General features: G+C 60.1%; 26 protein-coding genes and 1 riboswitch. Of the genes, 13 read left to right on the top strand and 13 right to left on the bottom strand.

The window, feature by feature from the left end:
- The first annotated feature begins 80 nt into the window (after positions 1-80).
- Both JF539_RS12610 and JF539_RS12605 read left to right on the top strand, forming a co-directional pair.
- Positions 81-461: a DUF2780 domain-containing protein gene (locus JF539_RS12610; protein WP_207141523.1), complete on the top strand. Its 381-nt coding sequence runs from the start codon at positions 81-83 to the stop codon at positions 459-461.
- A 44-nt stretch (positions 462-505) separates the two neighbouring features.
- Positions 506-913 (top strand): DUF4332 domain-containing protein, encoded by a 408-nt coding sequence (locus JF539_RS12605; protein WP_207141027.1) that lies wholly within the window; start codon positions 506-508, stop codon positions 911-913.
- A gap of 101 nt (positions 914-1,014) precedes the next feature.
- On the opposite strand, the gene JF539_RS27700 is transcribed toward JF539_RS12605, so the two are convergent.
- Complete coding sequence (locus JF539_RS27700) at positions 1,015-1,725, bottom strand: LuxR C-terminal-related transcriptional regulator (RefSeq protein ID WP_236042481.1); 711 nt, start codon at positions 1,723-1,725, stop codon at positions 1,015-1,017.
- Positions 1,726-2,257: 532 nt separating this feature from the next.
- Between JF539_RS27700 and JF539_RS12595 the strand changes: the two genes are divergently transcribed.
- Genes JF539_RS12595 through JF539_RS12585 form a run of 3 tightly spaced genes read left to right on the top strand, consistent with a single transcriptional unit; the run spans position 2,258 to position 6,876 of the window.
- A complete protein-coding gene (locus JF539_RS12595; protein ID WP_207141025.1) occupies positions 2,258-4,258 on the top strand; it encodes a methylmalonyl-CoA mutase family protein in 2,001 nt (666 codons plus the stop codon).
- Positions 4,255-6,420, top strand: coding sequence for a methylmalonyl-CoA mutase (gene scpA / locus JF539_RS12590; protein ID WP_207141024.1), 2,166 nt, complete (start codon positions 4,255-4,257; stop codon positions 6,418-6,420). Before JF539_RS12595 ends, scpA begins: the two co-directional genes overlap by 4 nt.
- A 36-nt stretch (positions 6,421-6,456) precedes the next feature.
- Positions 6,457-6,876 carry a GFA family protein gene (locus JF539_RS12585; RefSeq protein WP_207141023.1) on the top strand — a complete coding sequence of 140 codons (420 nt, stop codon included), beginning with the start codon at positions 6,457-6,459 and terminating at the stop codon, positions 6,874-6,876.
- 14 nt (positions 6,877-6,890) lie between these two features.
- Here the strand turns inward: JF539_RS12585 and JF539_RS12580 are convergent, their stop codons facing one another.
- The 6 genes from JF539_RS12580 to JF539_RS12555 form a co-directional block, all read right to left on the bottom strand.
- Positions 6,891-7,196: a hypothetical protein gene (locus JF539_RS12580; RefSeq protein ID WP_207141022.1), complete on the bottom strand. Its 306-nt coding sequence runs from the start codon at positions 7,194-7,196 to the stop codon at positions 6,891-6,893.
- 114 nt (positions 7,197-7,310) lie between these two features.
- Positions 7,311-8,666, bottom strand: a complete 1,356-nt coding sequence (locus JF539_RS12575) for a TRAP transporter large permease (RefSeq protein ID WP_207141021.1) — start codon at positions 8,664-8,666, stop codon at positions 7,311-7,313.
- A 4-nt stretch (positions 8,667-8,670) separates the two neighbouring features.
- Positions 8,671-10,005 (bottom strand): TRAP transporter small permease subunit, encoded by a 1,335-nt coding sequence (locus tag JF539_RS12570; protein ID WP_207141020.1) that lies wholly within the window; start codon positions 10,003-10,005, stop codon positions 8,671-8,673.
- 266 nt (positions 10,006-10,271) lie between these two features.
- Positions 10,272-11,378 (bottom strand): TRAP transporter substrate-binding protein DctP, encoded by a 1,107-nt coding sequence (gene dctP / locus JF539_RS12565; RefSeq protein WP_207141019.1) that lies wholly within the window; start codon positions 11,376-11,378, stop codon positions 10,272-10,274.
- Positions 11,379-11,754: 376 nt separating this feature from the next.
- Complete coding sequence (locus tag JF539_RS12560; protein ID WP_207141018.1) at positions 11,755-12,417, bottom strand: haloacid dehalogenase type II; 663 nt, start codon at positions 12,415-12,417, stop codon at positions 11,755-11,757.
- Positions 12,418-12,538: 121 nt separating this feature from the next.
- Positions 12,539-12,973, bottom strand: coding sequence for a VOC family protein (locus tag JF539_RS12555; RefSeq protein ID WP_207141017.1), 435 nt, complete (start codon positions 12,971-12,973; stop codon positions 12,539-12,541).
- A gap of 268 nt (positions 12,974-13,241) precedes the next feature.
- Here JF539_RS12555 and JF539_RS12550 point away from each other — a divergent pair, with 268 nt between their 5' ends.
- Positions 13,242-14,099: a branched-chain amino acid aminotransferase gene (locus JF539_RS12550; RefSeq protein ID WP_207141016.1), complete on the top strand. Its 858-nt coding sequence runs from the start codon at positions 13,242-13,244 to the stop codon at positions 14,097-14,099.
- Positions 14,100-14,117: 18 nt separating this feature from the next.
- On the opposite strand, the gene JF539_RS12545 is transcribed toward JF539_RS12550, so the two are convergent.
- Positions 14,118-15,311, bottom strand: a complete 1,194-nt coding sequence (locus JF539_RS12545; protein ID WP_207141015.1) for a YbfB/YjiJ family MFS transporter — start codon at positions 15,309-15,311, stop codon at positions 14,118-14,120.
- A 33-nt stretch (positions 15,312-15,344) separates the two neighbouring features.
- Between JF539_RS12545 and JF539_RS12540 the strand changes: the two genes are divergently transcribed.
- From JF539_RS12540 to JF539_RS12520, 5 genes are all read left to right on the top strand, one after another.
- Positions 15,345-15,581 (top strand): hypothetical protein, encoded by a 237-nt coding sequence (locus tag JF539_RS12540; RefSeq protein ID WP_207141014.1) that lies wholly within the window; start codon positions 15,345-15,347, stop codon positions 15,579-15,581.
- 10 nt (positions 15,582-15,591) lie between these two features.
- The gene (locus tag JF539_RS12535) at positions 15,592-16,194 is read left to right on the top strand and encodes a superoxide dismutase (protein WP_207141013.1); all 603 of its coding nucleotides are present in this window, start codon (positions 15,592-15,594) and stop codon (positions 16,192-16,194) included.
- Between the two features lie 231 nt (positions 16,195-16,425).
- A complete protein-coding gene (locus JF539_RS12530) occupies positions 16,426-16,887 on the top strand; it encodes a c-type cytochrome (RefSeq protein ID WP_207141012.1) in 462 nt (153 codons plus the stop codon).
- Positions 16,888-16,933: 46 nt separating this feature from the next.
- Positions 16,934-17,866 (top strand): c-type cytochrome, encoded by a 933-nt coding sequence (locus JF539_RS12525; protein ID WP_207141011.1) that lies wholly within the window; start codon positions 16,934-16,936, stop codon positions 17,864-17,866.
- A 25-nt stretch (positions 17,867-17,891) separates the two neighbouring features.
- The gene (locus JF539_RS12520) at positions 17,892-18,383 is read left to right on the top strand and encodes a GNAT family N-acetyltransferase (protein ID WP_207141010.1); all 492 of its coding nucleotides are present in this window, start codon (positions 17,892-17,894) and stop codon (positions 18,381-18,383) included.
- Between the two features lie 181 nt (positions 18,384-18,564).
- On the opposite strand, the gene JF539_RS12515 is transcribed toward JF539_RS12520, so the two are convergent.
- From JF539_RS12515 to JF539_RS12505, 3 genes are read right to left on the bottom strand one after another with little or no spacing between them, the layout of a single operon-like run.
- Positions 18,565-18,990: a RidA family protein gene (locus tag JF539_RS12515; protein ID WP_207141009.1), complete on the bottom strand. Its 426-nt coding sequence runs from the start codon at positions 18,988-18,990 to the stop codon at positions 18,565-18,567.
- A 19-nt stretch (positions 18,991-19,009) separates the two neighbouring features.
- Positions 19,010-19,228, bottom strand: a complete 219-nt coding sequence (locus tag JF539_RS12510; RefSeq protein ID WP_207141008.1) for a DUF2798 domain-containing protein — start codon at positions 19,226-19,228, stop codon at positions 19,010-19,012.
- Complete coding sequence (locus JF539_RS12505) at positions 19,225-19,554, bottom strand: putative quinol monooxygenase (protein ID WP_207141007.1); 330 nt, start codon at positions 19,552-19,554, stop codon at positions 19,225-19,227. The genes JF539_RS12510 and JF539_RS12505 overlap by 4 nt, the downstream gene beginning before the upstream one ends.
- A 100-nt stretch (positions 19,555-19,654) precedes the next feature.
- Here JF539_RS12505 and JF539_RS12500 point away from each other — a divergent pair, with 100 nt between their 5' ends.
- Complete coding sequence (locus JF539_RS12500) at positions 19,655-20,569, top strand: LysR family transcriptional regulator (RefSeq protein WP_207141006.1); 915 nt, start codon at positions 19,655-19,657, stop codon at positions 20,567-20,569.
- A gap of 6 nt (positions 20,570-20,575) precedes the next feature.
- Here the strand turns inward: JF539_RS12500 and JF539_RS12495 are convergent, their stop codons facing one another.
- Positions 20,576-20,959 carry a hypothetical protein gene (locus JF539_RS12495; RefSeq protein WP_207141005.1) on the bottom strand — a complete coding sequence of 128 codons (384 nt, stop codon included), beginning with the start codon at positions 20,957-20,959 and terminating at the stop codon, positions 20,576-20,578.
- Between the two features lie 197 nt (positions 20,960-21,156).
- The gene (locus tag JF539_RS12490; RefSeq protein WP_207141004.1) at positions 21,157-23,241 is read right to left on the bottom strand and encodes a S9 family peptidase; all 2,085 of its coding nucleotides are present in this window, start codon (positions 23,239-23,241) and stop codon (positions 21,157-21,159) included.
- Positions 23,242-23,296: 55 nt separating this feature from the next.
- Between JF539_RS12490 and JF539_RS12485 the strand changes: the two genes are divergently transcribed.
- On the top strand, positions 23,297-23,929 hold the full coding sequence (locus JF539_RS12485) for a hypothetical protein (protein ID WP_207141003.1): 633 nt from the start codon (positions 23,297-23,299) through the stop codon (positions 23,927-23,929).
- A 60-nt stretch (positions 23,930-23,989) separates the two neighbouring features.
- Positions 23,990-24,203: riboswitch (cobalamin riboswitch) on the top strand.
- The last annotated feature ends 85 nt before the right edge of the window (positions 24,204-24,288 follow it).

The raw sequence follows: 24,288 nt of genomic DNA, 5'->3' as shown, positions 1-24,288 counted from the left end.
GTTCTTGCCCGTCCGGCTGTATAGAGTGCTGGAAGGAATCGCCCGGCGAAGCGGGCTTAAATTTATTTCAGGGGTGCTGCATGAACGAACTCATCAACCGAATCATGACTTCGGCTGGAATTGACGAGGACCTTGCGAAAAAGGCCGTCGGCATCATTCTCGGTTTCCTCAACAAGGAAGCGCCGGACGACAAGATGCGGCAGATTTTCGATGCCTTGCCCGGGACGGAAGATCTCGTGGCGGAGCGTGAGGCGGCAGGCGCGGGAGGCGGCTTTTTGAGCCGTATGGGCGGAACAATGGGCGCCATGGCGGCTCTGAACGAATTGACAAGTGCCGGTCTCAGCATGAACGGTGTGCAAAGTGTTGCCAAAGAACTGGTTGCCTATGCTAAGGAAACTGCCGGGGACGAGGTTGTTGATGAAGTGATTTCTAAAATTCCGGGGTTGAGCCAGCTTATCTGACCGTCCCAGGTTCTGCCGCCGGTCTCAAAGGGAGTTCAGTGCGCATGTCCTATTCCATCGACGAAATCGAAGGCATCGGCCCGACCTATGCCGCCAAACTGGGTGAGTTGGGGATCAAGACAACGGAAGCTTACCTGGAACGTGCAAAGGACCCCAAGGGCCGCAAGGCTCTGGAAGAGGAGACCGGCATTGACGGCAAGCGTATCCTGAAATGGGCCAACATGGCCGACCTGATGCGAATCAGTGGTGTGGGCGAGGAATACTCGGAGCTCCTTGAGGCGGCCGGCGTCGACACGGTGAAGGAACTGAAGCACCGCAACGCGGCCAACCTGGCGGAAAAAATGAAGGAAGTGAACGAGGACAAGAAACTCGTGCGTCAGGTTCCAAGCGAAAGCCAGGTTTCAAAATGGGTCGAGCAGGCAAAGGAACTGCCGGCGATGATGACCTACTGAAAACAGGCAGGTCTTCCGGGAAGACCCCTCAGGCAAAAAAAGAGGCGCGCCGTTGGCGCGCCTTTATATTATCGATCGGCTGCTCGGCCGAACGGAGCGTTTCAAACGCTGATCTGGCCGTAGCGCAGCGCCTCGACCACCGTGTGGGTCTTGTTGGAGGCGTTCAGCTTCACGCTGGCGTTTTGCAGATGGGCGTGAACAGTCCGTTGGGAAATCTCGAGCACATCCGCGATTTCGCCCGCTGTCTTGCCGAAAGCGGTCAGTTCCAGAACCCTGCGCTCGCGGGTCGACAGAGCGCCCGGACGCTGTCCGGATATCACACCCAGTTCGCGCAGGCGTGCGAAGGCGGCGGCCGACAGAACTTCGAGATTGGACAGATCGTATTTGTTGACCTGGAGAGACGGACCGCTTGCGAAGACGAAGGCCTGGAACGGATAGAGTTCCGTCACCGGGACGACGACGATCTGGCTGCCTTCACCGGCGGAAGCGAGCAGATCGGAATGTTCCATGTCGCCTGCGGAGATGGTCCAGACCCGGGCCCGGTTGGAGCCGAGGCCGAGCATGAGGGCGCTGTCATTTGCGGAAAGCGACGTGCTTTCGATGCCGTCGTTGCGCTGGTCCGGCCACCGGAACCGCTGAACAAGACTGTCGATCGGGCGGTTCGGCATCGGCAGGCCGGTAATGAGAATATGCGTTGCCCCCATGCGCCGCAGATTGGATTCCAAAATGTCGAGAACGTGATGGGCGGCGTTTGCCTCCGAAATAGCTCTCAGCTTGCTTTTCAATTCTGTTTGATCAAGCACTGTGCACATCCTTTGCGGCTTTGTTTGCCGCTATTTTTGCGACCGCTCCGGTGTTTCCGGAAACGTCCGCAGATGGGTTGGATCGCGCATCCGGCATCACCTGTGAGGGAGGTGAAACAGGACCCGAACGTTGCGCACTTCTTGTTGGGAGTGAATTTCCCATGCGTCAACAACGCTAAGCTACAATACAATTGATGATCGTACCAATAGGGAAAAATGGCTAAGTTGACTTAATGCGCCAAAAAATTGTCTGTTTCCATCTTTTGCAATGCAAAACTTGATACTTAAGTTCTTGTTTTTGACTTTTTCGCCTCAAGAATCGGTGAACCCTTCGTGCAACAACATTCTTGTTGAGATAAGCAAACCCGGACTGCGGGAGAGGGGCAATTCAACGGCGTTCGCAAGAGGTCAAAACGTTGAACTGCGCGCGGACAAACCTTACCCTTTGTGCTGAGTTGCAAAGTTTCGCGAGCTGGGACTAAAACAAAAACAACACGCCTTTGCACAAAATAAAGCCGATTGGCTCAGGGAGACGAACGCAATGCCGCTCAGCTTCACCGGACCGGAGAGCTTTTACACCGCCGACGAAGAGGCATGGTGGGCATCTGTCGACAAGGCGTTGAAAGGCGTTCCGCGCGAAAAACTGTTCGGAAAAACGGATGACGGCCTGGAGATCGCGCCGCTTTATCCGCGCAGGTCAGACGTGCCGGCCCGTGTCCTGCGCCCGGCGGACGGCGACTGGTCCGTCGTCCAGAGGATCGATATTCCGGATCCGGCAAAGGCGAACGCTCAGATCCTTGAGGATCTTGTCGGTGGCGCCAGCGGGCTTGAGCTGGTCTTTTCCAGTGCGCTGACCTCTTATGGTCACGGCATCTGGATTGAGGACATGGAGGGTATGGCGGCGCTTTTGAACGGCGTGCAGCCAGACCTTATAGACATCAGGCTTGAGGCCGGGCGTGAAAACGTCGAGGTTCTGGCTCTGATGCTCGCTTATCTTGACAAGCAAGGCATCGACCCGACGACGGTCCGGGTATTTTCCTCGATAGATCCCTATGCATGGGTTGCCATGCATGGCTTCTCTGTGCCGGATATGGATGTCGCCAACCGGTATTTCCGGGATATTGTCGAGGCGGTTGCCGGTCTCGGCAGTCCTGCCCGCGTTGTCAAGGCGGACGGCCGGGTCTGGCATTCCGTGGGCGCAACGCCGGCGCAGGAACTCGGGCTTGTGCTGGCCTGCGCCGCGGCTCATCTGCGTTCGCTGGAGCGTACGAAACTCGCGCCGGAAGACTGGGCGGGCAGGATTTCCGTCAACCTGACCGCCGACGCCGACCAGTTCGGCACCATCGCGAAGGCACGCGCCTTCCGGGCTCTGTGGTCCTGCGTTCTGGACGGGGCCGGACTGCCGCAATCACCGATGCATCTGCATATGTCCACGTCGCATCGGATGCTGACCCGCAACGATCCCTGGGTCAATCTCCTGCGCAACACCGTGGCCGCGTTCGCGGCCGGCGTTGGCGGTGCCGACAGCGTTTGCGTTCTGCCGCATACACTGGCAGCCGGGTTGCCGGACGCCTTTGCCCGGCGGCTCGCGCGCAATACGCAGTCCATTCTTCTGGAAGAAAGCAATCTTGCAAAGGTGATGGATCCGGCTGCGGGATCCGGCGCCATCGAGGACCGGACCGAAAGCCTTTGCACGGCAGCCTGGGTTTTCTTCCAGGAAATCGAGGCCGCAGGCGGGGTTTTCGAGGCGCTGCACAAGGGCTTCATTCAGGAGCGGGTCCTTTCGGCGCGCAGCGACCTGGAAAAGAATGTCGCCGGGCGGAAACGGCCAATCACCGGCGTCAGCGAGTTTCCGGACCTTTTCGAGAAACCGGTCGATGTTCTTCACAGCGAAGGCCACGACCTGACCAGCCGCCGGCCACCGCTTGAAGGCCTTCCGGAGCCCGATGGCGGCACCTGGTTCAAAGCCCTGTGCAAGTCTGCCCTCGAGGGGCAGCCCTTGCCGGATCTCTCCATGCGGCTGGAACAAAGACCGGATCTCAAGAGCCTCAAGTCTTTGGAGGCCTTCCGTGCGTCGGAACCGTTCGAGCGGTTGCGCGCGGCGGCGGACGCCTTCACGATCGATACCGGGGCCGCTCCGGCGGTGTTCCTGGCCAGCCTTGGGCCTTTGGCCAAGTTCACCGCGCGGGCAACCTGGAGTGCCAACGCCTTTGCCGCCGGCGGTCTCAAGGCGGTTGCGGCTGAGGTTTACGGGTCCATCGAGGATCTCACGGCCGCCTTCAAGGCAAGTGGCGCCACGATTGCCTGTCTGGTGTCCTCCGACGACATCTACGAGGCTGAAGCCGAAACAGCCGCCCGCGCCTTGAAAACCGCCGGGGCGAGCCACCTCTATCTGGCCGGCAAGCCCGGGGCCAATGAAACGCGATACAGGGAAGCCGGGATCGATACCTATCTTTTTGCGGGGTGCGATCTGTTGAGCCTCCTGCAAGAGGCGCATGCCCATCTGGGTGTCGCACCGTCAGATCTGGAGGTCCCGGCATGAGCAGGATCCCGAACTTTTCCGAAGTCCCCTTCAAGAACCTCCTCGACGCGGCGGAACCGGGAGACCGGCCAAGCTGGCGGACACCTGAGGATATCGATGTGTCTCCGGTCTATAAGGCCGCGGATCTGGATGGCCTGAAGCATCTGGACACCTGGCCGGGCCTGCCGCCTTATTTGCGCGGGCCTTACCCGACGATGTATGTCCAGCAGCCCTGGACGGTGCGCCAGTATGCCGGCTTTTCGACGGCTGAGGATTCCAACGCCTTCTACCGGCGTAATCTGGCCGCGGGCCAGAAAGGACTTTCGGTCGCCTTCGATCTCGCCACCCACCGGGGCTACGACAGCGACCATCCGCGCGTTTCGGGCGATGTCGGCATGGCCGGGGTGGCGATCGATTCCATCTACGATATGCGCACGCTCTTTTCCGGCATTCCGCTGGACAAGATGAGCGTCTCCATGACCATGAACGGCGCGGTCCTTCCTGTTCTGGCGCTTTATATCGTGGCGGCCGAAGAGCAGGGTGTCGATCAGAAGGATCTTTCGGGCACCATTCAGAATGACATTCTGAAGGAGTTCATGGTCCGCAACACTTACATCTATCCGCCGAAGCACTCAATGCGGATCATCTCGGACATCTTCAAGTATACGTCCCAGAACATGCCGCGCTTCAACTCGATCTCGATTTCCGGCTACCACATGCAGGAAGCGGGGGCGACGGCGGATCTGGAGCTGGCCTACACCATTGCCGACGGTATCGAATACGCCCGCGCGGGTGTTGCAGCCGGCATGGATATCGACCGGTTCGCGCCGCGCCTGTCGTTCTTCTGGGCGATCGGCATGAATTTCTTCATGGAAGTCGCCAAGCTTCGGGCCGCACGGCTGATCTGGGCGACCCTGATGGAGGAAAACTTCCAGCCGAAGAACCCGAAATCCCTGTCTCTGAGAACCCATTCCCAGACCTCGGGCTGGTCTCTGACGGCGCAGGACGTGTTCAACAACGTCATCCGTACCTGCGTGGAGGCGATGGCGGCGACCCAGGGCCATACCCAGTCGCTCCATACAAACGCGCTCGACGAGGCGCTCGCCCTGCCGACGGACTTTTCCGCGCGCATCGCCCGCAACACGCAGCTCTTCCTGCAGCAGGAGAGCGGCACGACCAGGACCATCGATCCCTGGGGCGGCTCCTACTATGTGGAGAAGCTGACCTCGGATCTCGCCGAGAAGGCCATGGAGCACATCCGCGAGGTGGAGAGCCTCGGCGGTATGGCGAAGGCCATCGAGAAGGGCATTCCGAAACTCAGGATCGAGGAAGCGGCCGCCAAGACCCAGGCGCGGATCGACAGCGGTGTTCAGACCGTTGTCGGTGTCAATAAGTACAAGCCGGACAACGAACAGGCGATCGACGTCTTGAAGGTCGACAATGCCCAGGTCCGTGCCGCGCAGATCGACAAGCTGAAACGTCTGCGCGAAGAGCGGAACGAGGCGGAAACCCAGGCCGCTCTGACGGCTCTGACGGACTGCGCGCGCTCGGGAGAGGACAATCTTCTGGATCTCTCCGTGAAGGCCGCGCGGGCCAAGGCGACCGTCGGTGAGATTTCGCTGGCCATGGAAAAGGTGTTCGACCGGCACAAGGCGGAGATCAAGTCGATTGCCGGGGTTTACAAGCGGGAGGCCGGCGCCATGTCCGGAACGCTCGACAAGGTTCAGAAACTGGTCGAGGCCTTCGAGGAAAACGACGGCCGCCGGCCGCGTATCCTGGTGGCCAAGATGGGGCAGGACGGCCACGACCGCGGCCAGAAGGTGATCGCTTCGGCCTTCGCCGATCTCGGCTTCGATGTCGATATCGGGCCACTCTTCCAGACACCGGAGGAAGCCGCCCGGCAGGCGGTCGAAAACGACGTGCATGTGGTTGGCGTCTCGTCGCTGGCGGCCGGTCACCTGACCCTGGTGCCCGCGCTGAAGAAGGCGCTTGCCGACGAGGGGCGCGAAGACATCATGATCGTCGTTGGCGGTGTCGTGCCGCCTCAGGACTACGACGAACTCTACCGCTCCGGGGCCGCGGCGATCTTCCCGCCGGGAACGGTCATCGCGGAGGCCGCCATTGGACTGATCGGGAAACTGAACGAGCAGCTTGGCTATGAGCCGGCCGAGGCGGCGGAGTAGCCGCCTGAGTTCGCAACTTGCCGGGAGGATGTCTTGATGAGCACGCGTTTGACCGGAGGATGTCTGTGTGAAGCCGTGCGTTACGTTTGCGATGCGCCGCCGACGATCACCGCTCAGTGCTACTGCAAGGATTGCCGCAAGATCGGTGGGACGGGGCATGCCACCCATACCGTCTTCGACGAAGACGCGTTTTCATTGACCGGCAAGCTCACGGAATACGTCAAGACGGCGGACAGCGGGCGGTCGATCAACCGGCGCTTCTGCCCGGTCTGCGGCAGCGCAGTGTTTCATACGCGAGACGGCATGGAGGGACTCGTGGTCGTCAGGGCGTCGTCGCTGGACGATCCGGAGAGTGTCCGGCCGGTGCGCAATATCTATGTTTCCCGCGCCGTTTCCTGGGATCCGGTGGACCGGAGCATCGAATGCTTCGAGGAAATGACGGTGCCCAGGACCTGAAGGCGGCCGACGGTTCAGACCGAGTTGACTGACCCGGCCGGCACAGGCTCTTCCAGAAAGCTTGTGAAAAGATAGGGCCCCATGCGCCAGCGGATCCGGACGGCGGTCGTGGTGCGGTCCTTCTCGTCGTTCACAATGACCTTGCCGGGAACTTTTGTGTCGTCCTCTGGCAGGACGATCCCGATATTGCCGTCCTCGAGATCATAGAGCGTGCAGGCGCAGATCGGCGCCTTGTCGAGGTCCAGCAAGGTCCCTCCGCGCAGCCGGGTTCGCGTTGCCGGAGCCGGCTGGTTCTCTTGAAAAAACTTTGTGCGGCCCATGGTTGTTCGCCTGTGCTCTCCGCAAGTTGACTATCGATAAATTTGCGGATGTACAGATAGAAAGGCGAACTTGTGCGAGGCTGGCGCGTCCGACCGCGCCAGCCGATTCCCTTGTTATCCGTACACGAGGTTGGGCAGCCAGGTGATCAGTTCCGGGAACAGCATGCAGAGGACAAGTCCGAGGATCTGCAGTGCCAGGAAGGGAAGGGCCGACTTGAAGATATCGGTCATCGGGATTTCCGCCGGAGCCACGCCGCGCAGGTAAAAGAGCGCGTAGCCGAATGGCGGCGACAGGAAACTCATCTGCATGTTGACCAGATAGAGAACGCCGAACCAGAGAACGAGATCGTCCGGGTTGTCGAGGCCGAAGGAGGCCGCGCCGAGCGCCTTGATGATCGGCACGAATATCGGCACGCAGAGCAGCAGAATGCCGACCCAGTCGAGGAACATGCCGAGCACCACCAGCACGACCTGCATGATGATCAGAATACCCCAGGGCCCGAGGCCGGTCGCCTCCAGCGCGCCCTGCACGAATTGCTGTCCGCCCTCCAGCACATAGAGACCGACGAAGATCGTCGCGCCGAACATGATCCATATGACCATGGCGGAGGCCTTGAGCGTTGTCAGTGAGGCTTCGCGCAGGGTCTGCCAGTCGAGATTGCGGTGAATGGCTGCGACGATGATCGCGCCGAAAGTCCCGATGCCGGCGGCCTCGACCGGTGTTGCCACACCGGTGAAGATCACGCCGAGGACGATCACGATCAACGCGATCGGCGCGGACATGTTCGACATCAGCCTGACCTTTTCCTTGAACGGTATCCGTTCTTCCACCGGGATCGGGGGGCCCTTCTTCGGATCGATGGTGCAGCTGATGATCACGTAAAGCACGTAAAGGCCGGAGAGCAGCAGGCCCGGTATGACGGCGCCGATGAAGAGTTCGCCGACCGACTGTTCGGCGACCACCGCATAGATGATGGCCAGGATCGACGGCGGGATGAGAATGCCCAGCGTGCCTCCGGCCATGATCGACCCCATGGCGATCTTCGGGTCGTAGTTGCGCTTGAGCATGGCGGGCAGGGCAATGATCCCCATGGTGACCACCGCCGCGCCGATGACGCCGACCATCGCGGCCAGGACCGTCGAGGCGATGATGGTTGCCGCCGCGAGGCCGCCCTTGACCCCTCCGAGCACCTTGTAGATGACGTCGAACATCTCGTTGATGATGCCGGCTCTCTCCAGCATCGACGCCATGAAGATGAACAGCGGGATCGCAGAGAGCTGGTAGTTGGTCATCAGCGGAAAGATGCGCGATGGCACGATGTTGAGCGCGCGTTCGTCGCCGAGGACGAACAGGAACACGCAGGCCAGACCGCCGGTTACAAAGGCCAGAGGCAGCCCCGCCATGAGCAGGACCAGCAGCGAGCCGAACATGATGAGTGTCAGCCACTCAATTCCGATTTCAAGTCCCATTGCGTTACGCCTTGCCCGTCAGCGCGCGGATGTCCTGCGCGAATTTCGATATACCCTGAAGCACCAGAAGCAGGCCGCCGAGAACCATGACCCACTTCATGGGCCAGAGCGGCACTTCCCACTCGTTGAAGCTGATTTCCCCCCATCGAACGTTGGGGTCGCTCCACTGGCCGAGAGACCAGGTGCCGAGCACTTCACCGAATGTGATCTCTCCGCGCGCCCAGTCGGATACCAGCGCGTTGCCGGAGGGCACGGCGATGGCGTCGAAGGCGAAGATCCAGGAGGTCACCAGAAGGGTGCCCGCGAAGATGAAGAAGAAGATGGAGGTCAAGAGGTCGACGACGGCCTTGCGCCGTTTCGACAGGGGCGCATAGAAAACGTCGACCCGGACATGGGATTCCGTCAGCATGGCGTAAGAGCCGGCGATCAGGTACTGCATGCCGAACATCAGATACATGGCCTCATGCGCCCAGTTGGTCGGGCTGCCGAAGACGTAGCGGCTCATCACCTCGAAATAATAGACGAGGACGGCGATCACGGCCCAATAGCTGACGAACTCGCCGCAATAGAGCGACAGGCGGTCGATCCATCCGGTCCATCCGGCGGAGACGTGGCTTGCGTCGTCCTTGCGCTCGGATTCCTCCAACGCTTTCAGCTTCTTCTCCGCCTCGCTGAGCTCCGGTTCCGGCGGCAGGTTTGCGTTGGCCTTGCGCACCAGGGACGGCAGGAGAAGAGCGTCGATCAGAACGCCGGCGATCAGCAGCCAGAAAGCGTATTTCGCGATATTGCCCCAGAAACTGAGTGTGCCGCGGGCCTCTTCAGCGGCCGGTTTCGCCGTTTCGAGTATCGCCTCGGCTTCCGCTATACGTTCGCGGCCCTGTTCGATGCGCTGCTCCGCGCGCTTGACGTTGCGCTCCGCTCTGCGCTCGGCGAAGCTTCCGGCCTCCGCGTCGGCTTCCGCCTCCGCAAGGGCCTGGCGCATCTCCGGCAGGTCCGCCTCGGCGATCTTGACCCGCTCCGTTTCCCGCTCGAGCGTGCGCTCGGACTGGCGGACAAGGTTGGCCGCGTCCGAAACGATGGAGCGCGCGCTCTGGCTTTGCGCATTGGCGAAGAGGATGCAGACGAAAACGGGGATGTAGACCAGCCCGATCAGGTTCCTCAGATACAGCCTGTGCAGTCCGAGGATGCCGCCGGTGACTAGGATGAAGTATCCGAGAACCGCCGAGTAACGGCGTTCCTTCGGCTTTGGCCGCTTGGCCAGGCTGGCCGCGACCAGCGGAAAGATGAGCAAGCCGAGCCAATAGGCCCAATGCGGCAGCGTGAAGTCCAGATGAGGCATGCAGGAACCTTCCACCTTCCCAAGTGCCCTTGGGGAAAGTTCTTCCGGTTGAATTCAAGCGGACCCGCGCAAGATGTTCGCGCGGGTCCGTTTTCTGCGACCTGGCAGGCTGTTGATGTAAGCCCCCGGGATCTTCCCCGCAGGGTGCTTTGGCGAAGATGCGGGACCGGCAAAAGACCGCTCTGGGAACGAGTGGCCGTGGGGTCGCGCTCCGCTTGCCGGGGCACGACCGATCAGCGTCCCGGTTTTCAACAGCGTGCCCGGGCTTAAAGGTCGAGTTCCAGTCCTTCGACCAGGTCGGGGGTCACGTATCCGAGGGATCCGGACATCATGTAGTCGAGCTGGATCTTGAAGATACGGGCGCTGTCCTTGTCCCGGTTCGCGTAGTTGAACCAGATCGGCACCGCCACTTCCGTCATCAGTTCGACGTCTTCCTGGCTGAGGCGGGTGATTTCCGTGCCGTCTTCCTCGAACTTGACCCAGGCTTCCTGGTCGGCCTTCTGGATCGCGGCGTGATGCGCGTCCGAATAGACATGGGTTTCCATTTCCACGAACTGCTGCATGGCCGGGCTGAGCGCGTTCCAGGCATCCATGCCGACCGTGATGTCCATGAGGTCGACCGGCTGATACAGCGACATGAAGCCCGGAGGGCCCATGGAGATGTATTTGGTCACCTGGCTGAAGCCGAGCGAGTAGTTCACTGCCGGTCCCACGTAGTCGGCCACGTCGATCGTGCCTTTTTCAAGAGCCGGGAAGATTTCCGAGCCGGGCAGAACCGTGGTTTCCGCCCCGATTTCCGTGAAGACTTCGGCGACCATGCCGCCCGGCAGACGCATTTTACGTCCGCGGAAGTCGTCGATGGAGCGAATCGGGACCTTGGAGTGGATGATGTTGGGGCCGTGATGAACCGGACCGACGAATTTCATGCCCTGGGCTTCGTACAGCTCGCGCGCGATTTCGAGGCCGCCGAGCGAGTAGTAGAACACATCCCATTCGTGCGGGTTGCGCAGACCGAGCGGATAGCTGGTCAGGAACGTCGCGGCCGGGATGATTCCCTGGGCGTAGATCGTGAACGGGTTGACGGCGTCCAGAACGCCGTTCTTGACGGCGTCGAAAAGCTGGAAATCACCGACGACATCGTTCGCGCCGAACGGCTGGAAAGCCAGTTCCCCACCGGTTTTCTCGACAATGGTGCCGCACCAGTCCTTGAAGATCTGGAGGCCTGCGCCTCCGGGCCAGGATGTCTGGATCTTCCAGGTGGTCGTCTGGCCCTGGGCCGATGCGATATGCGGTGCGGCAAGCGTTGCCGCTCCGGCAGCGCCGGCCCCGGCGATTTTCTTCAGGGCCTGCCTGCGTGTGGTAAGTTTAGTCATGGTCTCCTCCCTTGCGGACCGGGAGACAATGAACGCGTGCGCGGGGTCCCTCCTCAAGAACCCCTTTATCTTTCTGCTCAGTCAGCCAGTAAGCATCTGTAAGTTATTGTTTTTCAGAGCCCTGGATTTGACATTGAGGAAGTGCGCAACACTTCCATTCCTCCCATACAATCGGGAGGATATTACAAGCAGGAAATCCTGCAAGCTTGAGTTCCGCGCAAAACATCTTTTCTTTTTTGGAAATAAAAGATCGTACTGTCAAAGTTTTGAATAAATTCAACCGGAGGGCTGCGTTTCATGCGAGCATATTCGCCCGGGCGACCAGACGATTGTCCCGGCGGTGTCCGGACTGTCTTCTGGGGTTCGGTTCCGGCAATCAGCCGAGTGCCGAAAGTCCGGTCAGGTCGGCCAATACGGCCTGCGGCGCCAGATCGGGATACTCGTCCGGCATCCCCATCCGGTTCATCCAGACGCTTCTGAAGCCGAAAGCCGTGGCGCCTGCAATGTCCCAGCGGTTGGACGACTGGAAGGAGACTTCCTCCGGGTAGATCCGGAAATGGGTCGTGACCATTTCATAGACCTGGGGATCGGTCTTGAAGGTCTTCAGGGCGTCGACAGAGAATATTTCGTCGAAGAGTTCGGTGAGGCCCGCCGCCTTCGCCGCGGCTTCGAGCATGTCCGGAGAGCCGTTGGAAAGAATCGCGATCTTGGCGCCGGTTGCTTTCAGAGCGGTGAGTACCTGGGGCACTTCCGGGTAACAGTCGAGTTCCCAATAGGCGCTGAGCAGTTCCTCGCGCAGGGATTTGTCGGCCGATGGCACCAGTGCAAAGGCGGTGTCCAGGCCCTGCTGCGTCAATTCCCAGAAATCCCTGTATTGCCCCATCAGGGCCCGGACCCAGGAATACTCCAGTTGCTTCTCCCGCCAGAGCGAGGACAGGCGCTGTGCGTCGGGGCCGAGTTTCTCAGCATGCTTGCGCACCGCGGCATGCACATCGAACAGGGTGCCATATGCATCGAACACAAAAGCGGCATGCGCCATAATTCAGACCTCCAACGCCTGTTTTCGCCGGAGCAATCCGGGATTGCGGAAGAGAACCCCGGGGCAGCCTCGGCGTCAAGGCCGATACCTGCGACAAAAGTTTTGCCCAAACGAGACTAAATCACGCCGGTGGCGGCAGCTCGACCGCGCCATCGGCGCGGATTGGCCAAAACGGGTTGTAGGCAATTTCCAGAAGATGGCCACCAGGCACTTCCACGTAGGAGGAATAGCCGCCCCAAAAGGCCTTGTCGGGATGCCTTACGGGCAGGGCGCCGGCGGCGACAGCTTGTTCGAAGGCCTCGTCGACAGCCTGTTCCGACCGGCCGTTCCAGGCCAGTGTAACGGCGCCGGACGGCTGATCGGTCACCGCGCGGCCGATCTCATTTGCCAGGGCCTCGCGTTGGTAGAGCGCGAAAACGGTGCCCTGGATCTGGAAGAAAACAACTTCGGGCGAGGGGGAGGCATTCACCTGCCAGCCGAGACCCTCTTCGAAAAAACGCCGGGCTTCGGCGACATCGGGCACGATGAGGGTTATCGCTGAAATGCGTTGTTCCATGGTAGATTCTCGTTTCTTCAAGATAGGAACATAAAGAGAACATTTTATGCGGCGTGTCAATCAATAACACAGCCCGCGCGGGTGACCTGTGTGCAGGAATATTTGTGCTGAAAACAGAGTTTTCGGGATCAGGCGTTTTGGGTCTGTGGCATTACCGGAAAGAAAAAGAGCAACTTTCTGCAATTTTCCGGTAGGCTATTGACCTTGCGGATGGACCGGTGTTGTGTCGGCACAAAACCGAAGACCCGCCGGAAAAGAGGAACGCCACATGAGCGGATCGAGCGACACCTGGACCTGGATCGACGGCACATGGCATGAGGGCAATCCGCCTATCATGGGTCCGCGCACCCATGCTTCCTGGCTGGGGTCCAGCGTGTTCGACGGCGGTCGCTTTTTCGAAGGCGTGATGCCGGACATGGATCTCCACTGTCAGCGGGTGAATGACAGTGCGCTTGCGCTAGGCCTGAAGCCGACGATGGCGGTTGGCGAGATGGTTGAGCTCACGCGGGAAGGTTGCGCCAAGTTTTCCAGCGACCGGCAGCTCTATGTCAAGCCGATGTATTGGGCGGAAGGGGATGGCGCCGGCGTTATTTCCGCGGATCCGGAGACAACGCGCTTCTGCCTATGTCTGTTCGACGCGCCGATGGCGCCGAAGGATGCCGCCTCGAGCATCACCCTGTCGCCCTATCGCCGACCGACCATGGAATCCATGCCGGTCAACGCGAAGGCCGGGTGCCTTTATCCGAACAATGCAAGGGCCATGCTGGAGGCGAAGGGGCGGGGCTTCGACAACGCCGTGGTGCGCGACCTGCTCGGCAATGTCGCGGAACTGACATCGGCCAACATCTTCATGGCCAAGGACGGCAAGGTGCATACGCCTGCCCCCAACGGAACGTTCCTGAACGGCATTACCCGCCAGCGGGTTATCCAGCTTCTCAGGTCCGCCGGTTACGATGTGTTCGAGCGCACCATGCAATATGGCGAGTTTCTGGAGGCCGACGAGATTTTCTCGACCGGAAACTACAACAAGGTGGTTCCCGTCAAGCGCATCGAGGACCGCGACCTTCAGCCCGGCCCGATCGCGGCCCGGGCGCGCGAGCTTTACTGGGACTTTTCCCACGCCTGACCGGCGGAGGCTCCAGAATCAGAAAACCGCGAGCCCGGCGGCTACCACGAGCGCCGCGGCTGCGGCGAGCGAAGCAGTGGAAAACGATCCCGTGACCGCGTGGAGTTCACCCGCAACCCAGGGGCCGACAACCTGCCCGACGCCGAAGCTTGCGGTCAGGACAGCCAGGATTTGCCGGACGGCGGCCGGTCCCGCCGGCGTAGCCTGACGCCTTGCCTCCATCAGTCCAAGTGCGGTGATGCCCATGAATGTGACTCCCAGCAGGGCGGCGCCCAGAAGGAACAGACCGGGTTCCAGAGTCAGGGCGGTCAGAGCGACGCCGGCGGCCTCCAGCAGACAGGCGAATGCAAAGGCCCTTCGGACACCCGCGTTCGCGGAGATCCGGTTCCAGATGTAAATGGACGGGGCTGCACAAAGGCCGACAGTCAGCCAGACATAGGGCTCACTGGACTGAAGTGCCGGAGTGGTGCGCGCGATGGTGGAGACAAAGGTTGCGGTGATCACATAGCCGAAGCCGAACAGGCCATAGGCCAGGATCAGGCGCATCAGCCCGCCGTTCATGTACCCTTTTTGGTTTTCCGGGGCACCTTGGGCGGGCGATGGAGCCGTGGCCTGGGCCTTGGCCTGTGTCTTGGCCTGTGTCTGGCCAGGCACGAGGATGGCCGCCACCGCCATGAAAAGCAGGGTCGCCGCCGCGCTTCCCAGCCAGAGAGCACGCCAGTCCGGATCGAAACGGGCAAGCGTTGCGACGAGCAGGGCGGAAAAGGCTATGCCACAGCCCACGCCCGCGAAATGCAATGCCGAAAGACCGCCGCGGCCCGATTGAACCAGCCGGTCCAGCACAAGCGTCGTGGAGAAGACCAGCGCGAATGCGCTGGCGATACCGCTGACGAACCGGATCGCGAGAAAAGCCTCAAGAGACGTCGTTGCCGCCATGGCAGCGCTTGTCAGGGCGCTGACGAGAAGGCCGCCCAGAAACCAGGTTCTTGGATTGCCGGGCAGGGATCTCGCGGCCCCCGCCAGCGCGCCTGTCAGGTAGCCGAGAAAGTTGGCCGCCGCGATCAGTCCCGCGTCGTCGGCGGGCAGGGGAAGCCCTTCGCTCATGAACGGCAGGATCGGTGTGTAGACGAAGCGGCCGATCCCCATGGCCGCTGCAAGGGAAAACAGGCCGCCAAGGGCGAGCGCGACCGGAGCGCGGTCTTCTGACGGCATGAGAACCTCATTGGATTTTGTGGCGAAACGTCTTTGACGAACGCGCCGAATGTCGCGGGCGAGGCAAGCCTGCCACGGCCTTTTGGAAATGTCACTGCCAAAGAAACCGGACGTATTTCGCCATACCGGATTTGGTTCCCTGAAAAAGAAAAGAAAAAAATTATTTTATTTTGGGTCCGGCGCTTGCCGGAAGCGTCCGGCTTTTCTATTTTCCGCGGTGACAGAGCCGGCGCAGGACAGCGCACAGGCTGTCGGTCACAGACCATTTGAGGAGTTTGTCATGTCTTTCGAATTGCCCGATCTTCCCTACGCCTACGATGCGCTTGCCCCTTACATGTCTGCTGAAACCCTCGAGTTTCACCATGACAAGCATCACCAGGCCTATGTCACCAAAGGCAACGAACTGCTTGCCGGCAGCGGTCTGGAAGGCAAGTCCCTGGAAGAGATCGTCAAAGGCAGCTATGGCACCAACGCGGGTCTGTTCAACAATGCCGGCCAGCACTACAACCACATCCATTTCTGGAAATGGATGAAGAAGGACGGTGGCGGCACCTCCCTGCCTGGCGCGCTTGCGTCCGCGATCGACAGCGATCTCGGCGGTTTCGACAAGTTCCGCGCCGACTTCATCGCGGCCGGCGTCGGCCAGTTCGGATCCGGCTGGGCCTGGATCGCGGTCAAGGACGGCAAGCTTGAAATCATGAAAACCCCGAACGGCGAGAACCCGCTCGTGCACGGTGCGACGCCGATCCTCGGCTGCGACGTCTGGGAACACTCCTATTACATCGACTACCGCAACGCGCGTCCGAAGTACCTGGAAGCCTTTGTCGACAGCATGATCAACTGGGACTACGTCCTGGAACTCTACGAAGCTGCGACCAAGTAACGCTGCCGGTTGAAGGCATTGGAAGACCCCGGTCCGCAAGGGCCGGGGTTTTTCGTTTTGCGGCAGGCGGTTAGCCGGCACCAACCCCGCAAATCCGGTCTGCGCTACAGTTCGTTACAAATTTCCACAACGGATCACGGGACCGTGATTTTATTGTCATGGTTTTCATGCGCTGTACTCCACCTTGTGCGTTTGGCATCTTCGGATGCGTTGATCGAGAGGGAGAGTGATATGCGCATTAACCGTAAACTCGGGGCATTCGGCGTGCTCGCGGGACTTTGTTTCACGGCCGGCATGGCTCAGGCCGCCGATGATCCGGTCGCTGTGCGTAAGGCCATCATGAGCTCCGTCGGTGCGGCGGCTGGCCTCGGTGGTGGCATGATGAAAGGCGGGGTCGATTATTCTCCGGCGGCCGGAAAGGCGGCGATAGCAACGATGCGGGCTGCCTCGCTGTCGTTCGGCGCATTCTTCCCGGAAGGGACAGGCGAAGGCGATACCGGTGCCGCTGCCACCATCTGGGACGACGCGGACGGGTTCGCGGCGGAACTTGCCAAATTCTCGGCGGCGACCGAGCAAGCGGCCGCGGCATCCGGCAAGGATGGCCCCGCGGATCTCGACAGCTTCAAGGCAGCCTTCGGCCCGGTCATGGGAACCTGCAAATCCTGCCACGAAACCTACCGCAAGAAGAACTGACGTCGGCGTAACCGCCACGGTGTGAAACGACATGGTGAGAGGCCCGATGAAAAAGGCGATTCTGGTCCTGGCTTTGCTTGGCGCGACCGCGGCGGGTGCGGCATGGGCTCTCTCCGCCCCCACAAGGATGAGCGCGGAGGACGCGTCCGCGCTCAGGCAAGGCGATGCCGCCAATGGGGAGCTGGTCTTCTGGGCAGGGGGCTGTGCTTCCTGCCACGCCGCATCCGGGGCCAAGGGGGAGGATCTCCTGAAACTCGGCGGCGGTCTCCGGCTGGAAACGCCGTTCGGCATCTTCGTAGCGCCGAACATTTCCTCAAACACGGCGGACGGCATCGGCAGCTGGTCGCTTGAGGATTTCGCGAATGCCATGACACACGGCACGTCTCCGGACGGGCGCAACTACTATCCGGCATTCCCCTATACGTCCTACATTCGGATGAGCGCGGACGACCTCGGCGACCTTTTCGCCTTCCTGAAAACCCTGCCGTCGGTCGACGGAAAGGCCGCGGATCATGATCTCGGGTTTCCGTTCAATCTCCGGCGTGGCATCGGCCTCTGGAAACGCCTTTATCTGAAACCGGGACCGGTGATTTCCGAGCCCGTGACGCAAGACGGTCTGGACACCGTGCTGTGGGAGCGCGGACGGTATCTGGTCGAAGGGCCCGGGCATTGTGGCGAATGCCATACGCCGCGCGATTTCGCCGGTGGCCTGGAGCTGACAAGGTGGCTCGGGGGCGCGCCGGCGCAAACCGGTGAGGGGTCCATTCCCGACATCACGCCCACAGACGGCGGTTTTGGCGGTTGGAACGCTGCGGATATTGCCTATTATCTGGAAAGCGGCTTTACGCCGGAATACGATTCCGTCGGCGGGGAAATGGTTCACGTCCAGGAGAACATGGCGAAACTCCCGGCAAGCGACCGCGAAGCGATCGCGGCCTATCTGAAGGCCATTCCGCCGGTCGCCGTGCAACCGAATTGATCCGTCCGACACGCATAGAGACTGAATGCCGATAGACCAGACAGACCCCTTTGCCATTTTCCCGGTCGAAAACCGGGACGACCTGGAGGCCGTCAAGGTTCTGTTCCGAGCATACGTCGACTGGCTGGGTATCGATCTTTCCTACCAGGGATTTGAGGAAGAACTGGCCTCGATGCCGGGAAAATACGCCCCGCCTAGGGGATCCCTCTTTCTGGCGAAAAGCGGGGACGGGCAGGTCTTGGGATGCGTGGGCCTGCGTCCGTTCGGGACGGAAGGCTCGTGCGAGATGAAACGGCTTTACGTCTTGCCGGACGGGCGTGGCCTCGGCATCGGGGCGGCTTTGGTCGAAAGGGTCGTCGCCGCCGCCAGAAACGCGGGCTACCGGGACATGGTGCTGGATACGCTGCCAAGCATGCGTGGCGCCATCAGGCTCTACCAGGCCGCCGGATTTGAGGAAACGGAAGCCTATTACGTGACCCCGATAGAAGAAACGGTGTTCTTCCGAAAAGTGCTTTGAACTGTCTTTTCCTGGAGCGAAACCGGTTCCTTGGAAAAGAAAACCACCTGCCGAAACAGGTGGTTCAGTGCTATTGATTATATCTTATTCGCATTGTCTGCGCACAGACCTGAGACTCACTAGCAACGCTGTGCCTATTTGCGGATGTAGGGCAGTTGTGGCGTCTTGAAAAGCCGTAGTTTCACGAAGCCGTCTCATTTTCAACGCGGTGTTGTATTTCTGCCTGTTTGCTCCTTAGGGCAAAGATCGCCTCCATTTCCACGCGAAGGTCGGGATCGAACAGTTCGGAAATCAACACCAGCGAGCTTGCCGGGACATTGTCCTCATAGCGGGCTTCCAAGGTTTCACGAATGGCTGGAATATCCACCGGGTCGGTTGCGAAAATCGTGACTTTGACGAGATCCTGAAGGGATGCTGAGTGCTTTTCCGCAATGAATTCAAACTGATCAAGAACGGAACCGGTCTGCTCGCCGGCCGTTCCGGTCTGCGCCCGTGTACCAAATGCGGTCAAGCCTGAGGTGTAAAGGGTGGACCCGTGGGTTACGGCATGGGTATAGGGCCCGGCGGGCAATCCGAGTTCTTCGAAGTTCCGGCGTGTGAGCGTCATGGCGGTTCCTTGGCTCAAATCAGGGAAGGCGGCTGGAGAGGTAGGCGGACGCCCTTTGAACGGGCGGGCCGAGGAAAAAGGCGCTGACCAGAGCGACCGGCCACGCGAGGCGGAAAGCGCCCATCCATTGGTTCAAAAAGAGGTCCGACCAGCCGAGATTGATATACGTCACCCAACAGGACATCAGGAATGACAGGCCGGAGGACATCAAAAAGGCTGCGATCAATCTCTGTCTCATGAGTGGCTTCGTATCTCCCTTGGGTGAATGGTTCGGGTTTCGCCGATTTCTCCGAGTTCCTCGATGTAGCGGACCTGAGTCAGGTTCTGTGCGAGGTAGGATTTGGTGTGCGGCATTTCGAAATGGTCCGCCAGAGCCTGCGGTCCGGTCCAGCACTCCCACAACATGAATTTCTGTGGCTCTTTCAGGTTCTGCCGGATCTCGAACAGGATGCATCCCGGTTCGGTTCGGGTCTGTTCGGCGAGAAGGCGCAACCCGTTCTCCGCCTGTTTCAGGTCCGCTCCCTGCTGTAGCTCGATTCCAGCGCTGATAAAATAGTTTGGCAAGGCTGCCTCCGTGGCTGTTGTTTCGACATGGAAGAGATATTGATTCCGATTTTGAAAATCGATATCCAGGAATGGATATTAAAATTCCGAAATTGGAATCATGCTTGACGATATTTCGCTCTTTGTTCACATCGCGCAAAACCGAGGTCTGTCCGCGGCGGCCAAATATCTGAAATTGCCGGCCGCCACGGTCACCCGCCGCTTGCGCAAGCTGGAGGAGGAAATCGGGGCACAACTCATTCACCGCTCCGCCCGGAAGTTCAGGCTCACTTCTGAAGGGGAAGCGTATTACGAGACCTTCGCGGATCTCGTCCGGCAGGCGGAGACCGAGCTTCAAGGACTGATGGCGGATCTCCACGCTACGCGGGGGCGATTAAAGGTCGCGGCGCCGACCAATATCTCGGTCGGCGTTCTAGAACCGATGTGGTCCGCGTTCCTGAAGGCCTATCCCGACATCCATCTGACACTGACCCTCAGCAACGAGCCAAAGGACCTCATGGAAAACCAGATCGACCTGGCCCTGCGTATCGGGCCGCAAACGGATCTGCGTCTGTATCAAAAACGTCTCGGCAGCGTCTCCACGGTGCTGGTCGCGTCTCCGGAGTATCTGGCATCAGCGGAGACGCTTGAATCGCCTCAGGATCTGAGGGCGCACAAACTGATCTGGGTTTCGGCCCTGCCGCATTGGCAGCTTGCCGAGCGGGAGACGGAGGCACAGGAAACGCTTCATCTCAACGCCTCGATCGCCGTCGACGACATAGGCCTCGCAAGTCAGTTTGCCGCCGATGGTCACGGAATCGCCCTGTTGCCGGTGACGGAATGCGTCAAGGGGCTCGCTAACGGGACGCTTCAGCGCGTCTTACCGCGCTGGCAGGGGCAGAAACGGGATGTTTTCGCGGTTTGGCCGACAGGTCGGCTATTGAGCGCCCGGGCGAAGTGTCTTCGCGATTTCATGGAACGGTATCTTGAAGCGCGTCCGGTTTTCCAGGGCGGGCTCCCGGGCGATGAGATCTGAAGACCTCTAGGCGGAATAGGGTGCGCAGCGCAAATAGCGGGTTTGGATAATGTAGCCGCTCATGATGTTCAGATAGGCCTGACATTCAGCCTTGGTCTTGAAGCATCCGGCGTTGGAAAAAAGGAAGTTCCCGGAGAACCTGTCCACTCTTCCGCTGGCAATGCCTTTCCAGCCGGATCCGGTAAAGGAGCGGCAGTCATAGGGCGTGTTGTAGGTGGAGGGAATGGAAGCCCGGGTCGCACTGACGGTCGGCGCGAACAGCAGATCCTCAACCGTCGGTGTCTGCTGACAGGCAGCCAGACTGAATATTGCCGCGGCTCCCGCAAAAAGCCGCAGACCGGATTTCAGTCTTTTTCCGGAGAAAACCGGATCGAAGAGGCGGCGGCGCATGGCAAGCTCCGGTAAGAAGGTCCCGGGTGAGTCCCGGCGGGCAGGTTTCCAAGGACACTTGATCCGATGACTTCGCCAAAATCAAGTCACGAGCGAAGGACTTTCGGACTGGTGCCAATCGGTCGCGGCCGTTGCGGGAGGGGAGGAGGAAGATCTCCCGCTCCCGGGCCGATTCCGTCAACAGTTCGAATGGATTGTCATGCCTTGCCGGCCACCATCAGGGAGAAGGCCTGGTTGAGGGCGACTTCCTTCAGCCTGTCGAAGCGGCCGGAAGCACCGCCGTGGCCGGCGTCCATGTTGGTCTTCAGCATGAGCAGCGCATCGCCTGTTTTCGTCGCCCGCAGCCTGGCAACCCATTTGGCGGGTTCCCAATAGGTCACGCGCGGATCGGTCAGGCCCGCGACGGCGAGGATCGCCGGATAGTCCTTCGCCTCGACATTATCGTAGGGCGAGTAGGAGGCGATATATTCGTAGGCCGCCTTGTCGGCGATCGGATTGCCCCATTCCGGCCATTCCGGCGGGGTCAGCGGCAAGGTGTCGTCCAGCATGGTCGCAAGCACGTCGACGAAGGGGACTTCCGCGATGATGCCGCCGAATTTTTCCGGCGCCAGATTGGCGACCGCGCCCATCAGCATGCCGCCTGCGGAGCCGCCCTGGGCGACGATCCGGTCGTGCGACGTGAAGGATTGCGCCACCAGATGATCGGCGGCCGCGATGAAGTCGGTGAAGGTGTTCTTCTTGTTCTCGCGCCGGCCGTCCTTGTACCAGCGGAAGCCCTTGTCCTTGCCGCCTCTGATATGCGCAATCGCGTAGACAAATCCCCGGTCCACCAGGGACAGGCAATTGGTGTTGAAGCTGGCCGGAATGGTGATGCCGTAAGAGCCGTAGCCGTAGAGCAGCAGCGGTGCGGAGCCGTCGAGCTTCGTGTCCTTTCGGTAGAGCAGGGAGACCGGAACGGTTTCCCCGTCAGCCGCCGGTGCCATCAGGCGGCGGGTGACATAGTCCGAGGCGTCGTGGCCGGACGGCACTTCCTGTTCCTTGCGCAGCACCCGTGCGCGGGTCTCGACATTGTAGTCGAAGGTCTGCGACGGCGTGGTCATTGAGGAATAGGTGAAGCGGATCGTGTCCGTGGCGAATTCGTATCCGCCGCCCATGCCGAGAGAATAGGCCTCCTCGTCGAAGGCGATGGAATGTTCGACGTTGTCGACCAGCCGGCGGATCACGATGCGCGGCAGGCCGTCTTCGCGTTCCAGCCGGGTCATGAATGTCTTGTAGACGCAGTGGGACAGGATCAGGCAGCCCGGCTTGTGGGCAACCAGATCGGTCCAGTTGTCCCGGCCGGGCGCCTTCTTCGGTGCCGTGACGATCTTGAAGTCTTCGGCGTCGTCCGCGTTTGTCAGGATGTAGAGCGTGTCACCGTGATCGTCGATGGAGTACTCGATGCCGGTCTCGCGAGGCGCGATCAAAACCGGGTCGGAGGTCGGTTTATCGGCGGGGATCATCCAGACTTCGGAGGTCTCGTGATCGTGGATGTCGATCAGGATCGTCTCGCCCGACTGGGTCTTGCCGACCCCCATGAAGAAACCGGAGTCCTTTTCCTCATAAATCAGCACGTCCTTGGCCGGGTCCGTGCCGATTTCGTGGCGGAACAGTTTCGACGGCCGGTGATTGTCGTCGAGGCGGATATAGAAGATGAACTTGCTGTCCGCGCAAAAGACACCGCCGCCGGCCGTGTCCTCGATGCTGTAATCGAGATCCTTGCCAGTTTCGCTGTCGCGCAGGCGCAGCGAAAAGAATTCCGAGCCCTTGTCGTCGTAAGCCCAGGCGATCAGCTTGTGGTCCGGGGAATGTCCGGCTCCGCCGATCCGGAAATAGCTCTTGCCCTCGGCTTCCTTGTCGCCATGAAGCAGAATGGTTTCCTTGCCGCCGTCACGCGGCGTGCGGAAGACGATCGGCTGCTGGCCGCCGGTTTCGTATTTCATGCCGTAGGCGTAGGGGCCGTCCGGCGAGGGGACGGAGCTGTCATCTTCCTTGATCCGGCCGCGCATTTCCGAAAAGAGCGTGTCCTGAAGCTCTTTTGTCGGCGCCATCTGGGCTTCCTGGTAAGCGTTCTCCGCTTCCAGATAGGCCCGGATATCCGCGTCGAGCGTGGAGGGATCGCGCATGACCTCCTGCCAGTTGTCGGCGCGCAGCCAACCATAGTCGTCCTGGCGGGAAATGCCGTGGGTTTCGTGCTTGACGGGGCGCGCGTCGGCGCAGGGGGGGAGAGCGTCTTTTTTCATGGCATCGAGGTAGGCGTTTTGCCTTTCGAAGGCAAGAGGGAAGCTAATCGCTGGTTTGTCGCGAGCCACTCACCGTTTATTAAAAGTTGTACGCTATCGGAAGGACACTAATTTGGAGTGTTGTGTTTTGAAGGTTGCGTTCGACTATTTTCTGATCTGTCTGGTCGGGCTTGTTGCCGGAGCCTGGCTGACAATTGGTTTTGGCCCGACAAAACCGACCGTTGAAACGAGCTTTGCGGATATTCAAGAGAGCAAGGTCGAAGAAGGTGCCGCCCGCCGTAAAGTGTTCAACGAGAGGCAAACGACCAAGACGCACAAATGGCTGTTCCAGTCGCCGGAATTTGTCGAGGAACTCGACTATCTGGAAGAAACGAACTGTTCGGACCACGCCATGCGACTTTATGCGCAACTTATCGATACTGTGGACACATCCGGCTTCGATCCGGAAACGGGCCGTCCTTTTCTTTCCGAAGGCAAGGTGATGACCAGGATGCAATTCGCGGTCCTGTTCAAGGGGATGATACCCTTGCGCCCGCTCGCTTACATGAAAGACGAACTGGTGCCGCAAAATTTCAAGCACGTGATGAAGGCAATTCCACGCAAGAGAAACTGGAAGACCTGTCAATTCGATCTGTCCCCCCTGCAAAGGATGATGAGGGTCGCCCCTCCTTCTTTGAGCCAGCTTTAAGTTTCCAGATCAGCGACGTTTGGACTGCCGGTATCGACCATTGACACGCGCATTGGAACTCTGCACTTAAAAGGAGATGGTTCCCGGTTCCAGTCACTGGCCCGGGATTAAAAGGGAACACGGTGCGGCGTGGACATATGCGCCAAATCCGTGACTGCCCCCGCAACTGTGAGCGGCGAGCGAACCTGTAGTTTCCACTGGACGAATGTCCGGGAAGGATCGGGCAAGCGGCGACCCGCAAGTCAGGAGACCTGCCATTTCAACTTCAACCTCAACCCGGGCGGGGTGTCCGGAAGGAGCGAGTGACATGGTTTCTCAGCGTTTGCTGACACGTTTCGACATTCGGTTCCTCCGTCATT

This window comes from Roseibium aggregatum (genome assembly GCF_017309185.1).
GTDB lineage: Bacteria > Pseudomonadota > Alphaproteobacteria > Rhizobiales > Stappiaceae > Roseibium > Roseibium aggregatum_B.
This window is presented reverse-complemented; position numbering and strand designations above follow the sequence as displayed.

What these genes read in the sequence shown, in the direction of transcription:
- JF539_RS12610 (WP_207141523.1), top strand. Translation starts at nt 81, where the DNA reads ATGAACGAACTCATCAACCGAATCATGACTTCGGCTGGAATTGACGAG.
- JF539_RS12605 (WP_207141027.1), top strand. Translation starts at nt 506, where the DNA reads ATGTCCTATTCCATCGACGAAATCGAAGGCATCGGCCCGACCTATGCC.
- JF539_RS27700 (WP_236042481.1), bottom strand. Translation starts at nt 1,725, where the DNA reads ATGTGCACAGTGCTTGATCAAACAGAATTGAAAAGCAAGCTGAGAGCT.
- JF539_RS12595 (WP_207141025.1), top strand. Translation starts at nt 2,258, where the DNA reads ATGCCGCTCAGCTTCACCGGACCGGAGAGCTTTTACACCGCCGACGAA.
- scpA (WP_207141024.1), top strand. Translation starts at nt 4,255, where the DNA reads ATGAGCAGGATCCCGAACTTTTCCGAAGTCCCCTTCAAGAACCTCCTC.
- JF539_RS12585 (WP_207141023.1), top strand. Translation starts at nt 6,457, where the DNA reads ATGAGCACGCGTTTGACCGGAGGATGTCTGTGTGAAGCCGTGCGTTAC.
- JF539_RS12580 (WP_207141022.1), bottom strand. Translation starts at nt 7,196, where the DNA reads ATGGGCCGCACAAAGTTTTTTCAAGAGAACCAGCCGGCTCCGGCAACG.
- JF539_RS12575 (WP_207141021.1), bottom strand. Translation starts at nt 8,666, where the DNA reads ATGGGACTTGAAATCGGAATTGAGTGGCTGACACTCATCATGTTCGGC.
- JF539_RS12570 (WP_207141020.1), bottom strand. Translation starts at nt 10,005, where the DNA reads ATGCCTCATCTGGACTTCACGCTGCCGCATTGGGCCTATTGGCTCGGC.
- dctP (WP_207141019.1), bottom strand. Translation starts at nt 11,378, where the DNA reads ATGACTAAACTTACCACACGCAGGCAGGCCCTGAAGAAAATCGCCGGG.
- JF539_RS12560 (WP_207141018.1), bottom strand. Translation starts at nt 12,417, where the DNA reads ATGGCGCATGCCGCTTTTGTGTTCGATGCATATGGCACCCTGTTCGAT.
- JF539_RS12555 (WP_207141017.1), bottom strand. Translation starts at nt 12,973, where the DNA reads ATGGAACAACGCATTTCAGCGATAACCCTCATCGTGCCCGATGTCGCC.
- JF539_RS12550 (WP_207141016.1), top strand. Translation starts at nt 13,242, where the DNA reads ATGAGCGGATCGAGCGACACCTGGACCTGGATCGACGGCACATGGCAT.
- JF539_RS12545 (WP_207141015.1), bottom strand. Translation starts at nt 15,311, where the DNA reads ATGCCGTCAGAAGACCGCGCTCCGGTCGCGCTCGCCCTTGGCGGCCTG.
- JF539_RS12535 (WP_207141013.1), top strand. Translation starts at nt 15,592, where the DNA reads ATGTCTTTCGAATTGCCCGATCTTCCCTACGCCTACGATGCGCTTGCC.
- JF539_RS12530 (WP_207141012.1), top strand. Translation starts at nt 16,426, where the DNA reads ATGCGCATTAACCGTAAACTCGGGGCATTCGGCGTGCTCGCGGGACTT.
- JF539_RS12525 (WP_207141011.1), top strand. Translation starts at nt 16,934, where the DNA reads ATGAAAAAGGCGATTCTGGTCCTGGCTTTGCTTGGCGCGACCGCGGCG.
- JF539_RS12520 (WP_207141010.1), top strand. Translation starts at nt 17,892, where the DNA reads ATGCCGATAGACCAGACAGACCCCTTTGCCATTTTCCCGGTCGAAAAC.
- JF539_RS12515 (WP_207141009.1), bottom strand. Translation starts at nt 18,990, where the DNA reads ATGACGCTCACACGCCGGAACTTCGAAGAACTCGGATTGCCCGCCGGG.
- JF539_RS12510 (WP_207141008.1), bottom strand. Translation starts at nt 19,228, where the DNA reads ATGAGACAGAGATTGATCGCAGCCTTTTTGATGTCCTCCGGCCTGTCA.
- JF539_RS12500 (WP_207141006.1), top strand. Translation starts at nt 19,655, where the DNA reads ATGCTTGACGATATTTCGCTCTTTGTTCACATCGCGCAAAACCGAGGT.
- JF539_RS12495 (WP_207141005.1), bottom strand. Translation starts at nt 20,959, where the DNA reads ATGCGCCGCCGCCTCTTCGATCCGGTTTTCTCCGGAAAAAGACTGAAA.
- JF539_RS12490 (WP_207141004.1), bottom strand. Translation starts at nt 23,241, where the DNA reads ATGAAAAAAGACGCTCTCCCCCCCTGCGCCGACGCGCGCCCCGTCAAG.